We start from the raw sequence: 12,266 nt of genomic DNA, 5'->3' as shown, positions 1-12,266 counted from the left end.
AATGTTGGGACCCTTGAACAAAATCTTCAAGAAGTCGGCGACGAGCCGAGACGCCGCCGCAGTGGTGACCGGTGCCGGCAGCGGAATCGGAGCCGCCCTCGCCACGGAACTCAGTCGCCGTGGCGGTGCGGTGGTGTGCAGCGATATCAACGAATCCGCCGCCCAATCGACGGTCGATGCGATCACCGCGCAAGGCGGCAAGGCGGTTGCGGTGCGCTGCGACGTGTCGGTATTAGAGGATGTGGCCGCGCTGGCCGACCAGGCACAGGCCTGGTTCGGGGCCGCACCGACCCTGGTGATCAACAACGCCGGCGTCGGCGCCGGCGGTGCAGCCATCGGCGAAATCCCCATGCAAGATTGGAGATTGACCCTCGGCGTCAATCTGTGGGGTCCGATCCATGGCTGTCAGGTGTTCACCCCAATCCTGCGCGATGCGGGTTCTTCGCCCGCGCCGCGCGGAATCATCAATGTCGCCTCGGCGGCCGCGTTCGGCGCCGCACCGGGCATGGCCGCCTACAACGTCAGCAAGGCCGGCGTGCTGTCGCTGTCCGAGACACTGGCAGCCGAACTATCCGGTACCGGAGTCAAAGTCACCGTGCTGTGCCCGACGTTCGTCAAGACCGGCATTGTCGACGCGGGGCGCGAATCCGGACGCATCAGCGCGGGTTCCAGTGAGCTCGCCGACAAATTGACGGATTGGATCGGGTTTTCGGCGGAGAAGGTGGCCCGGGTGTGCCTGGACGCCAATGACCGCGGCGACCTGTACTGCATGCCTCAATTCGACGCCAAGATCGGTTGGAGTATCAAACGATTCGCGCCGGGCGCATACACGCGCACGGTTGGTCTGGTATCGCGGGTGGCCAGTCACTAAACACCCGCCCACCTGAAAGGAGGGGTCTGGTGGCCATAGATATGGAAACCATGCTCGCCAAGATCAAGGATCGTCAGTGGGCACTTGCCGACATCGACTGGGACGCTCCGGGTGCGGAGACCATCAGCCCCGAGTTCCGGCCTAAGCTCAAGGCGTTCATGACCGACTTGTGCTGGATCGAGAACATCGGCGCTCGCGGCTTCGCGGCGCTGGCCAAGAAGGCGCCCGACCCGACAATCGCCGAGATCTACCGGTACTTCCATGCCGAGGAACAACGCCATGCCAACGCCGAACTGGCGCTGATGCAGCGCTGGGGCATGCTCGAGGATGGCGAGGTCCCCACCCCGAACGTCAACATCCGACTGGCGATCGAGTGGCTGGATGCCTACTCCGATGACATGCCGTTGTCGGTGCTGGGCACCGTGATCCCGATGCTGGAGGTGGCGCTGGATGGTGCGCTGCTCAAGTTCCTGCTGGACACCGTGGAAGACCCGGTCTGCCACCAGGTGTTCGAAAAGATCAATAATGACGAATCACGGCACATCGCAGTCGATTTCGCGGTGCTGGAGTTGATCGGCCACGCTACCGCGCGGCGACTCGTCATCGAGTTCGTCGGCACCGTCGCCACTCCGGGGCTGATCCTGGGGGCTCTGATGTACGTGCCGCTGCTTAATCGCATCCGCAACGAAATGGCCGGCATGGGCATGGACGCCGAGCGGCTCTTCAACGCGGTCAAGCGATTCAAGCAACTCGGCGAACGCGGCGAACGGACACCGCGGGTGCCCGCATACAAACTGCTGAAACGACATGGCGGCTGGGTGGTAAACCCGCGGCACCCCTATCAGTTGCTGGCCAACTCGATGGTGTGGCTGTCCGATTTCTATCCCAAGCCGCTGCTTCGGCCGATGCCGAGCTGGTCGCGGGAACTCACTCACGAACCGGCAGCCTGATCATGGCCAACGACCGCGTCCATCAGACGCTCATCATTGGAGCCGGATTCACCGGACTCGGGGCGGCGATCCGCCTGGCTGAAGCGGGTGTCGACGATGTCGTGATCCTGGAACGTTCCGACCGGGTCGGCGGAACCTGGCGCGACACCCAGTATCCCGGCGCCAGTTGTGACGTTCCGTCGCTGCTGTATTCCTACTCGTTCGTCAAGAACCCGAAGTGGTCGCGAACCTACTCCCCCGCCCCGGAGATCTACCGGCACATCGAGGAGATGGCAACCAAGTTCGACATCCGTCGCCACATCCGGTTCGGGCACGAAGTCAGCGGCTTGAGCTTCGACGCGGACGCCGGTGTGTGGACCGCAACGACCAAGAATCGCAAGCGCTTTCGGGCACGCACCGTCGTGCTGGCCTCCGGCCCGCTGTCGGACGCCAGTTTTCCGGACATGCGCGGACTGGACAGCTTCCAAGGTCACAAGATCCACAGCGCCCGTTGGGATTCCGAGTACGACTTCACCGGTAAGCGGGTCGCCGTCATCGGCACCGGCGCCAGCGCGATTCAGATCATCCCCGAACTGGTGAAGCAGGCCGGTTTTGTCAAGGTGTTCCAGCGCACCCCCGGCTGGGTGCTGCCGCGCCTGGATGTCGCAACACCGCCGGCGGTTCAGGCGGTGTTCGCGAAAGTCCCTGCCACTCAACAACTCGCGCGTCAAGTGTTGTTCTGGGGCCACGAGGCCACTGCGACGGCGATGGTATGGAACACACCGCTGACCTCGCTGGTGGCCCGGCTGGGTCAGGCCCACATCCGCGCCCAGGTCAAAGACCCCTGGATGCGGCGCCAGCTGACGCCCGACTTCGCGCCCGGCTGCAAGCGGATGCTGGTCTCCAGCGACTACTACCCCGCGCTGCAGCGCGACAACTGCAAACTGATCGATTGGCCCATCGCGACGGTGAGTCCGGTCGGAATCCGCACCAGCGACGGCATCGAACACCACCTGGACTGCATCGTGTTCGCCACCGGCTACGACGTTCACCTCACCGGACCACCGTTCAAGGTCACTGGACTCGGGGGCCGATCGCTGGCCGACGAATGGGCCGGTGGCGCACAGGCCTACAAGAGCATCAATGCACACGGGTACCCCAACCTGTTCTTCATGACGGGACCCAATTCGGGACCGGGTCACAATTCACTGCTGGTCTACATCGAAGGCCAACTCGACTACGCGGTGCGCGGCATCACCACCATTTTGAACAATGACCTGCGCTATCTCGATGTGCGCCAAGACATCCAACGCCGCCACAACCAGCACATCCAACGCCGGCTGACCAAGACGACCTGGATGTCGGGGTGCCGCAGCTGGTACCTCACCAAGGACGGTTTCAACGGGTCGATGTATCCCGGGACCGCCACACAGTATCTTCGCCAGATGCACAACTTCAAATATGAGCACTACGATGCGGTCGCCCAGGTTGCACGCGACCGCGTCAGCGCCCCGGCATAAAGGGGTCTGGCGAGTTGGGATCTGAAAGACCGCCCGACCGACCGGCACGGCCCGAACCCGGCACGATCGCCAGTGTGTTGTACAACGTGCGGCGAACACCGCACCGGGTTCGGCGCCAGTCGCGTGAGTTCGTTGAAACTGCCGTGACGCAACTCTTCGATGCCGCCGTGCGCCATCCGCACGGCAACCCCTCCTCCGGCGAGTACCGGATCGAGGAGCTGGCCCAATTGGCCGGGACCACCACCCGCAACATCCGGGTGTACCGCGACCGCGACCTGTTGCCGCCGCCCTTGCGGGTCGGGCGGATAGCGCTGTTCAACGACACCCACCTGACCCGGCTGCGCCTGATCACCTCGATGCTCGACCGCGGCTACAACATCGCTCACGTTCGGGAGATGCTCAGCGCGTGGGAGGAAGGCAAGAACCTCGGCGACGTTCTCGGCCTGGAAACGGCCATCGTGGGCACCTGGACCACCGAGAAACCCCAAACCATGTCACTGGCCGAGGCGCGCGAATTTGTCGACGACGCAGGCGCTTTCGACCGCATGGTGGCGCTGCACATCATCCGGATAGACGAAGACCGTGCCACCATCACCCGACCCAAACTCATCGAGGCGTTCAACGAGGTCCGCGGCTACGGCATCAGCGCGGACAAGCTCATCGACCTGCACGAGCAGATCGTCCCGAAGATCGATGAGATCAGCGACATGCTGGTGCGCGCCGGCTTCGAGCACGTCGCGACCAAGCTCAAGCCCGGCGAAGCGCTGCCAGCCGACGCCGAAGTCGCGGAGCTGATCACCATGCTGGTCCGGTTCCGGACTCAGGCGGTGGCGACCGTCACCGCCACACTCGCGTCATCGATCGAGACGAACATCGAGTCGCTGGTCAGCCGGCTACTGTCGGAATACCTGGAGAACTCGGCCGGATCCGGGCGTCAGCCAGCTCAGTAGGCGCGCGCCCAGCGAGGGAGTCGATGATGCGGTCGAGTTCGGCCGCCGCCGCGGCTCGGTCCTGCGCTGGTTGGTTCGAATATGCCACCGCCGTGGCGATTTCACGCAGGCCTCCGAAAACGAAGCTGGCCAGCGGCGGGATGGGACGCGGCTCGATCCAACCGTCATTGACGGCAAGTTGCAGGCCGTATTCAAGTAGCCGCAGCAGGTACCGGTCCTCGATCTCGCGTCTGGCTTCCCACGCGATGACTGCGGGCGCGTCCACCAGGGTGATGCGTTGGACGTCGAACCGACACGAGATGGCAAGCAGGGCCTGAACGCCGGCGCGGAACCCCGACCACACGTCGGGTGCCCGCTGGTGGGCGGTGACGACTGCCTGCATGATCGTGGTTTGTTCAGCCTTGTAGACCTCGCAGAACAGCGCAGCTTTTCCCTTGAAGTGGTGGTAGAGAGCGCCTTTGGTCACCTGAGCCACCACCGAGATCTCGTCGAGAGTAGTGGCGGCGTATCCGTCGCGGGCAAACAGGTCTCGGGCCACCGAGACGATCCTGGCGACCGTCGACTCCGACCGCTCGCGCTGCGTTCTCCGTATCGGAATAGGAAGCTGCCCTCGTTGCCGCCCCGACGCCTGGCCTACGGGCCCGGGACGCTGGGATCGCGCCGTCCCGGGTGATTGCACAACCGCTGTTCGGATGACCATGGCTAGCCCGCCGCCGGTGGCCTCGTCATGAACGTCAGCCTGTGCCCGTACGCAGGAGTGCGACGTCCGCTTCCGCTGTTGACGAACTGGCCGAACGGCGGGGCCACCGGCATGTTGTTGCCGACGCCCGCCGACTCGAAGGCAGCCGGAAGAACAGTGGCCTTGGTGAGCGATATCGCCCCGGGGGCGGTAACGCCGGTGGCTGAGGTCCAGCTAGCGGGCACCGACAATCCGCCGAGCGGAATCGCTTTGCCGAGTCCCGCCGCCACGCCACTCACGCTGCTGAGGTGGGCGCTGGCGCCGGCCGCCGCCTGCTCCGCAGCTTCGATCGCCGCGAAAGCAGAAGCGAAATCCTTTGAGACAGTGCCGATTTTGGCGAATCCGGCGGAGTCGTCACCGAACCATAGGGTCGACTGCAGACCCATTGCAATCGAGTTGAGATACGGCGAGATGTATTTGGTGTAGAGCGGGACCAGGTCGTCGAGCGGGGTGTTGGCAACCAACCACTGGTCGATCGCTGGACCGTTGATGGGCGACGAGAGCGTCCGCAACACCTGAGTGACGCGCCGGTCGATCTGCGACGCCACGTTGATGATGCTGTTCTGCAGGACTTGATTCTCGGCCTTGAGGGTCGCAATGGCCTGGTCAGCCAACCCGCCGGGGTCGACCACTTCGGCAGGCGGAGGCAGTTCGGCGAGTTCGGACGCCGCGGCCGAACTACCCGCGTAGTTGTACATCGCGCCGGCATCCTGGGCCCAGAATTCGGCGTACACGGCTTCGGTCGCCGCGATCGCCGGTGTGTTCTGCCCGAGAAAGTTGGTCGCGACCAAAGCCGCCAACAATGCGCGGTTGGCCGCGATCACGGGCGGTGGCACCGTCGCGGCGAACGCCGCCTCGTAGGCGGTCGCCGCCGCGCCCGCCTGACTGCCGGCCTCGGCAGCCTGTTCGGCGCTGGTGTCCAGCCAGGTGATGAAGGGAAGCGCGGCCGAAAGCGCCGCCGCCGAGGCCGGACCGGTCCACGGACCGCTGGTCAGCGCGGTAATCACCGAGCGATGACCCGCTGCCGCGGCTTGCAGGTCATCAGTCAGCGCAGCCCATGCCCCAGCGGCTGCCAGCAACGGACCCGGTCCCGGGCCGGAATACAAACGCCCCGAATTGATTTCGGGCGGCAACAAGCCATAGTCGAACATTGTTTGGTCCCCTATGCCTTCGGCCGCTATCCAGCGGCCGGCGGCTTGGCCATGATCAATGGCTTGAACCCGTAGCTCGGGAGATTCTTGCCGTATCCGCCGTTGACGAACTGCCCGAACGGCGGAGCCATCGGGAAACTGTTGGCGCCTTCAGCGGCCGCAGGAACGGTGGCGCTGGCCAGCGAGGCGACGCCAGGGTTGGTGGTGGCGCTCCACGGGGTCCAGCTTGCGGGCACCGACAACCCGCCGATCGGCAATGCTTTGCCCAGTCCACCAGCGATACCACCCAGGCCGGCCGCAGCACCGCTCGCGGCCTGACCCGCGCCGCTCGCCGCCGAGGCGGCACCCTGAGCCGCACCTTCGACAGCCTTGGCGGCCGCCGGGGCAGCCGGCTTCAGGAGGTTGGCAATACCCGAGATACCACTGCTGTTCTGGCCGACGGTCTGCGTCGACTGAATCATCGCCGCCAGCGAGTTGATGTAGGGCGACATGTACTTGGAGTAGAGCGGAACGATGTCATCCAGCGGCGTGTTGGCGATGAGCCATGCGTCGATCGCGGGGCCGTTGATCGGCGACGACAGCGTCTTGATGACCTCGGAAACCCTGGGGTGAATCTGGTTCACCACACCGTTGATGTTGGTTTGCAGTCCCTGATATTGCGCCTTGAAGACCGCGATGGTCTGGTCGGCCAGGCCGCCCGGGTCCACCACCTCGGGCGCCGCCGGCAACGGCGTCAGCTGGGTCGCCGCGGCCGAGCTACCCGCGTAGGTGTACATCGCTCCGGAGTCCTGCGCCCAGAACTCGGAGTACTGGGCCTCGAGTTGCCCGATGGACGGCGTGTTCTGGCCGAAGATGTTGGTGGCGGTCAACTCCGCCAACAGCGCACGGTTGGCCGCGATCAATGGCGGCGGAACCGTCGCTGCGAACGCCGTCTCGTACGCCGACACCGCCGAACTGGCCTTACTTGCGGCCTCGGCGGCTTCCTCGCCACTGATGTCCAGCCAGGTGATGAACGGGCTGATCGATGCAGCCGCGGAAGCCGCCGCGGGCCCGGTCCAAGGTCCGCTGGTCAGCGCGGTGATCACCGACCGGGAACCGGCCACCGCGTCCTGCAACTCGGCGGCCAGTCCCGTCCACGCCGCGGCGGCGGCGATCAACGTCTCAGGTCCCGGGCCAGCGTAGATCCGCGCCGAGTTGATTTCGGGCGGCAACAATCCGTAGTCGACCATCTCTAGTCCTTGATTCCCTCAAGCCGCTCAGTGAGCCGCGACGGCGTTTGCCGCTTCGGTCGCGGCATATGACGCCGCGCTGGTTGCCAATGTCGCGGTCAAAGCCGCCTGAATCTGGGCTGCGCGTGCATGCATTTCCTGGAACCGCGCCCCGTGGGAAGCGAACTGCAGTGCCGTCAGAATCGACACCTCGTCGGCAGCCGCGGGTACGACGCCGGAGGTAGGGAAGGCGGCAGCAGAGTTGCCGGCAGTCAGAGCCGCTCCGATGGACGCAAGGTTGCTGGCGGCGGCCGCCAAGTGCTCTGGGTACGTACGCACGAACGACATGAATTCCTCCGACAATCGAGTGAGTAGCACAACACGGCGGTGTGTTTACTACTGGAGACCTATGAGATCCCTATGGGTTCCCTGTCAGGTCCATAGTGGACGGATAACAATTGGATAGGCGAACGGTGCGCACGGTGGATGGCATCTGATCACCGCATTTCAATAAAAATCACGCCGATTTTTAATCTCGGACTCATATAAAACTCTTGGAAAAACCCGCCAAGACCGTCCAGGATCTATGACTTCTCAATGAGATCTCGACGAGCCGAACCGGCCGTCGGGAGCCGCGACCTGCGACTGAGTCGCGTCAGAACACTTTCCGCGCCGGCAAAATCCGCGCCCAGGCCGTCCGCGCGAGGCGTATCTACAACCGTTACAAATACCGGCTGAACTGGTTGTTTTGGGCGCAGAATGGGCTGCTCACGACTACCTGGCGCCCCGCCAACCATGCCGAAGTGGCCCAGCCTGGAGCCGGGCAGCGAGTTTCTAAACCCTGAATTCTAGGCGAAGGGCCGGGGCGCAAGAGACCGTCAAACAGTCCACGACCCGATCGGCGGCGCATCCTACATGAGAAGAAAGAGTCGGAATTTAATCACATATTGCTAACGTGCGTATGTTCGACTGCGAAGAATGAATAAGAGGTGAACAGAAATGTTTATTGTTAGCGAAGCTCACGGTTCTCCGCGCTGCTCGTATCCACCAAGGGTCACCTAAGTTCACAGGTTCGCGGCTACGGCGGCGCTCGGCGCGTCCTGATTCACGCGAGTGCCACGCATACCCGTACCGGAGTTTGCTATTGGGTATCTCTGCCTGCACCGCCTACCGGATTCGGCAGATTGCCGGTGGCCCGCGGCCCATCGCTCGATGGAGTCGGCACAAGCGCGCCTCGGCACGAAGGCTGTCCGACCCGGCCAGAGGTGAAGCGACGGGGAGCTCAGCCTGCCCGCCATGGGGTTGAATTCAGTACGCCGAAAATTTGCCGCGACTAGTGCAACTCGCCACTTTGCGCGGCAGGACAAGCCTGCGTCGGCGTGGCTGCGGGCACATCCCTGACCGCCAGTGCTGTGACGAGGGCGCCGCGGCCCGGCACTTGGATGACATGCTTCAGCTTTATCGGCTCGTCGGCTTGCGTGGTCGTGCTCAAATCGACCCGACGCAGGATCTCTCGCAGCACCACCCGGATTTCGACCATGGCGAAGCTGGCACCGAGGCAGCGGCGGTTGCCGCCGCCGAACGGCAGCCAGGTGGTGGGGCTCAAGTTGGCGCCAAGCATGCGATCTGGATCGAACCGATCCGGATCCGGATAGAGCGCTGAGTTCGCGTGAACCAGGCCTATCGCGGCGACCACCATCGTTCCGGCGTCAAGCCGGTAGCCGGCCACGTCCGTCGACTCGGTCAACATGCGGCCCACGCCGGATACCACCGGACGTATCCGCAGTGTCTCCTTGGCCACCGCATCGAGATACTCGTCGCCTGCGGCATCACCAGCGGCACTGGCCTGGGCCGCCTGCACCGCCTTGACGAGAGCGGCTGGATGGCGGGTCAGGCGCTCTAGCGCCCAGGAGAGCGCGGTAGCAGTGGTGTCGTGACCGGCCACCAGCAAGGTCATCAGCTGGTCACGCAGTTCCCGGTCGGTCATGGTGCGCCCATCCTGGTCGGCGGCCCGCACCAGCATCGCCAGGGTGTCGGTTCGCTCGGACAGGTTGGGGTCTGCGCGGCGGTCGGCGATCTCGGCGTACAGGAGGGCGTCGGCTTCTTCGATCCGCCGCTGCAGCCCTCGCCAAGGGCGACGGCGCATCAACGCCGGATTGACGATTGCCAGTGTCTCCCAGGCCCCGACATTGAGCAGTCGCGGCATCACCTCGCGTAGCGCAGCCAGGCGGCTGGGCTCGGTGGCCCCGATGACCAACCGCAGGATCACCTCGAGTGTGATCTCAGACATCTTGGGCGCCAATGCAAACGGTGTGTCCAGCGGCCATCCGGCCACGTTGGCCGCTGCGATCTCAGCCATCACCTCAGCCTGCTGCGCAACGGCCACCCGATGAAACGGCGGCATCATCAGACGGCGCCGATCTCGATGCATCTCGTCATCGACCACAAGCAAGGAACTGTTCCCGAGCAGCCCCCGCAACATCTCGTTCGCCTCGCCGGCATGAAAAACACCGGGATCGCCGGCGAACACTGTCTTGATGTCGGCAGGGTCAGCCAGGTACACCACGTCGCCCCTCGAAACGACTCGCAAGGCGAAAACGTCGCCGTAGCGCTGGTGGCAGTCAACAATGAACCGCGACCCACCACCCGACGTGAATGCCGCGTGTATGGGCAACCGACGTCCGGGCGGACTCGGACTCAGAGTTGACTTGCCAATTTTGGCCATCGGCGCAATCCTAACTTTCAGCCTCGGGGCGGGCAGTGGACCGGCCCCTCATGTCCATCCCGGGTGGCACCAAAGCCGTTGGTACCAGCGGAATTGCGAGCAACGGGAACAACCCGCACAGCGCCCAGGCAGGCGGATAAGCGAAGGCGGTGATCGCTGCGCCGAGCATCGGTGATCCGACAGCTGCCACCAGTCGCTGTGTCGTGTTCTGGACGCCCAGCGAGCGTCCACTCCAGAACGGTCCGGCGAACTCAGTGATCGCGGTAGCCGCCAAGCCATTGCCGAGTTGGGCCAACACGGAAATGACGACCATGCACAGCACGGCGTACCGCGAGTCCGTGTGATCAGCGAGGGCGAGCAGGACGAGGGTCAACGCGGCGGCGATGGCGATGGTGCGAACCGGTCGCATTCTTGAGCCCACGCGGTCGGACCAGCGGCCGACCGCGATGCGACCCACCGCGCCCAGCAACTGCGAGACAGTGATCAAGGTGCCGGCTGCGGCGGCCGACCAGCCTTGTCGATCCGTCAGCCAGACCAGCATGAACGTCGCCGTCACCGTCTGCGGCAACATCAGCAGTGCCGACGAGATGTGGATTCGCCACAGCGTGAACGACCCGCGATACGGACTGGACAGTTCCGCCTGACTGGCCGCGCGGCGCGGTTTCCGCGGCGGGTTGATGATGCCGATCCCGCTGGCCACCGCCGCGATCGTGCACCACACCGCGGGAAACATCAGCGCCGAGATGGGGTCACGTTCGGCCAGTTCGGGCATCACCAACGCACCCAAAGCTATTCCCAGTGGTTGGGCGGTCTGGCGGATTCCCATTGCCAGTCCCCGTTGGTGCGGCGGAAACCATGCCGAAGCCAGTCGACCGCCGGCCGCATTACAGCTGGCGGCGGCCATCCCGCCGAGGAACAGAAAGACACCGATCATGAGCAGCGAATGGACCGCAACCGCAGCGTAAGTCGCCGCTGCGGTGAGGGCCGAACCGACGGTGAGCACAATGCGCTCGCCGACCCGATCGATGACATAACCCCACATGACCAGCGTGACGACCATGCCCCAACTGGGCATCGACGCCAACAGACTGGCCTGGGTCAGGGAGATCCCTCGCGCGGTTTCCAACGACGGGATCAAGAACGCAACGCCGTTGATGAAGAGAAAGGAACTCGCCGTCACTCCCAACGAGATGACCATGATCGACCAGCGTGCGCCCGCGCCGAGCGGGCCTGTCTCTTGAGTCAAAACCGCACCAGCACAGAAATATTCGCATGCGGCACCCTTATCAGCAAGAGCTCAGTCATCAAACCGGTTGACAGATCTCATCATTCGCCGGTTTCCTACTTTGCCAGAGAAAGGCTCCCAGTACCGCGACCACGTAAACCACCCAGCCGACGACCTCGATGAGCCGAGGATCGGTAGGTATGCCGAACAGGCCGCCGATCAACGCACCCTGCACCGAGTCTTCAGGGATCAACGACGACAAGTCAACGAGCACTTGCTGGCCGAAGTTCACCCAACCCGCCTCGTGCGCGGTGCGCAGCACCTTCAGCACCAACCCTGCGGCAATCAGCACCAGGAAGAAGGCGCTGACGCGGAAGAAGCGGCCCAGGTTGAGTTTCAAACCGCCGTAGTACAACCCGACTCCCACGGCGATCGCCAGCGCGATGCCCGATATGCCGCCGACAACCGCCGGCCAACGGCTGCCGTGCGACGTTTGCGCGGCCGCCAGCAGGAAGACCGACAATTCAAAACCTTCTTTGAGAACGGCGAGAAAGGCCATGACGACCAGCGCCATCGAACCGCCCTTGCTGACGGCCTGTTCCGCTTCGTGCTCCAATTCGCCTTGCATCCGGCCAGCATTGACGTTCATCCAAATGATCATGGAGGTCACAAACACCACCGCCATAACGCCGATGACCGTTTCCATCATCTCCTGCTGCGCCTGTGGCAGGCTGGCCGACAGCAAATTCAGGCCGACGCCGACACTAAGGCAGATGAGCACGGCCACCGCGACGGCGGCAAACATCGCACGCGTCGATTGACCGTTGCGCTTGAGGAACGCCGCGGCAATGCTCACGATGAGCGTCACCTCTAAGCCTTCACGCAGGCCGATCAGGAATACGCCCAAGAAAGCGCCGTATGCACCTTGCATGATCCCAGTTCCCCTCC

Annotated in this window: 10 protein-coding genes and 1 pseudogene; 4 read left to right on the top strand and 7 right to left on the bottom strand. The window is 64.0% G+C overall.

Annotated features, from left to right (window positions below):
- Position 1: 1 nt before the first annotated feature.
- Genes ACZY1I_RS15430 through ACZY1I_RS15415 form a run of 4 tightly spaced genes read left to right on the top strand, consistent with a single transcriptional unit; the run spans position 2 to position 4,270 of the window.
- The gene (locus ACZY1I_RS15430) at positions 2 to 871 is read left to right on the top strand and encodes an SDR family NAD(P)-dependent oxidoreductase (protein WP_463755321.1); all 870 of its coding nucleotides are present in this window, start codon (positions 2 to 4) and stop codon (positions 869 to 871) included.
- 29 nt (positions 872 to 900) lie between these two features.
- Positions 901 to 1,821 carry a ferritin-like domain-containing protein gene (locus ACZY1I_RS15425; protein WP_463755320.1) on the top strand — a complete coding sequence of 307 codons (921 nt, stop codon included), beginning with the start codon at positions 901 to 903 and terminating at the stop codon, positions 1,819 to 1,821.
- Positions 1,818 to 3,320: a flavin-containing monooxygenase gene (locus tag ACZY1I_RS15420; RefSeq protein ID WP_463755729.1), complete on the top strand. Its 1,503-nt coding sequence runs from the start codon at positions 1,818 to 1,820 to the stop codon at positions 3,318 to 3,320. Before ACZY1I_RS15425 ends, ACZY1I_RS15420 begins: the two co-directional genes overlap by 4 nt.
- Before the next feature lie 14 nt (positions 3,321 to 3,334).
- Entirely contained in the window at positions 3,335 to 4,270 is a 936-nt protein-coding gene (locus ACZY1I_RS15415; RefSeq protein WP_463755319.1) for a MerR family transcriptional regulator, read from the top strand.
- Here ACZY1I_RS15415 and ACZY1I_RS15410 read toward each other — a convergent pair.
- The 7 genes and pseudogenes from ACZY1I_RS15410 to efeU form a co-directional block, all read right to left on the bottom strand.
- Entirely contained in the window at positions 4,206 to 4,808 is a 603-nt protein-coding gene (locus ACZY1I_RS15410) for a TetR/AcrR family transcriptional regulator (RefSeq protein ID WP_463755318.1), read from the bottom strand. The two genes, ACZY1I_RS15415 and ACZY1I_RS15410, sit on opposite strands and share 65 nt — an antisense overlap.
- Before the next feature lie 164 nt (positions 4,809 to 4,972).
- Positions 4,973 to 6,160 (bottom strand): PPE family protein, encoded by a 1,188-nt coding sequence (locus ACZY1I_RS15405; protein ID WP_463755317.1) that lies wholly within the window; start codon positions 6,158 to 6,160, stop codon positions 4,973 to 4,975.
- Between the two features lie 26 nt (positions 6,161 to 6,186).
- On the bottom strand, positions 6,187 to 7,389 hold the full coding sequence (locus tag ACZY1I_RS15400) for a PPE family protein (RefSeq protein ID WP_463755316.1): 1,203 nt from the start codon (positions 7,387 to 7,389) through the stop codon (positions 6,187 to 6,189).
- A 27-nt stretch (positions 7,390 to 7,416) separates the two neighbouring features.
- On the bottom strand, positions 7,417 to 7,716 hold the full coding sequence (locus ACZY1I_RS15395) for a PE family protein (RefSeq protein ID WP_463755315.1): 300 nt from the start codon (positions 7,714 to 7,716) through the stop codon (positions 7,417 to 7,419).
- A gap of 985 nt (positions 7,717 to 8,701) precedes the next feature.
- The gene (locus ACZY1I_RS15390) at positions 8,702 to 10,093 is read right to left on the bottom strand and encodes a cytochrome P450 (RefSeq protein WP_463755314.1); all 1,392 of its coding nucleotides are present in this window, start codon (positions 10,091 to 10,093) and stop codon (positions 8,702 to 8,704) included.
- Between the two features lie 10 nt (positions 10,094 to 10,103).
- Positions 10,104 to 11,291 carry an MFS transporter gene (locus tag ACZY1I_RS15385; protein ID WP_463755728.1) on the bottom strand — a complete coding sequence of 396 codons (1,188 nt, stop codon included), beginning with the start codon at positions 11,289 to 11,291 and terminating at the stop codon, positions 10,104 to 10,106.
- A gap of 142 nt (positions 11,292 to 11,433) precedes the next feature.
- A pseudogene (efeU, locus tag ACZY1I_RS15380) lies at positions 11,434 to 12,249 on the bottom strand (iron uptake transporter permease EfeU); the annotation flags it as partial.
- Positions 12,250 to 12,266 lie beyond the last annotated feature (17 nt).

The sequence above is a fragment of the Mycobacterium sp. IDUB_37 genome, assembly GCF_055419245.1.
The sequence above is the reverse complement of the archived record's forward strand: the minus strand, read 5'-3'. Positions and strand labels throughout refer to the sequence as shown.

What these genes read in the sequence shown, in the direction of transcription:
- ACZY1I_RS15400 (WP_463755316.1), bottom strand. Translation starts at nt 7,389, where the DNA reads ATGGTCGACTACGGATTGTTGCCGCCCGAAATCAACTCGGCGCGGATC.
- ACZY1I_RS15395 (WP_463755315.1), bottom strand. Translation starts at nt 7,716, where the DNA reads ATGTCGTTCGTGCGTACGTACCCAGAGCACTTGGCGGCCGCCGCCAGC.
- ACZY1I_RS15405 (WP_463755317.1), bottom strand. Translation starts at nt 6,160, where the DNA reads ATGTTCGACTATGGCTTGTTGCCGCCCGAAATCAATTCGGGGCGTTTG.
- ACZY1I_RS15390 (WP_463755314.1), bottom strand. Translation starts at nt 10,093, where the DNA reads ATGGCCAAAATTGGCAAGTCAACTCTGAGTCCGAGTCCGCCCGGACGT.
- ACZY1I_RS15385 (WP_463755728.1), bottom strand. Translation starts at nt 11,291, where the DNA reads ATGGTCATCTCGTTGGGAGTGACGGCGAGTTCCTTTCTCTTCATCAAC.
- ACZY1I_RS15430 (WP_463755321.1), top strand. Translation starts at nt 2, where the DNA reads ATGTTGGGACCCTTGAACAAAATCTTCAAGAAGTCGGCGACGAGCCGA.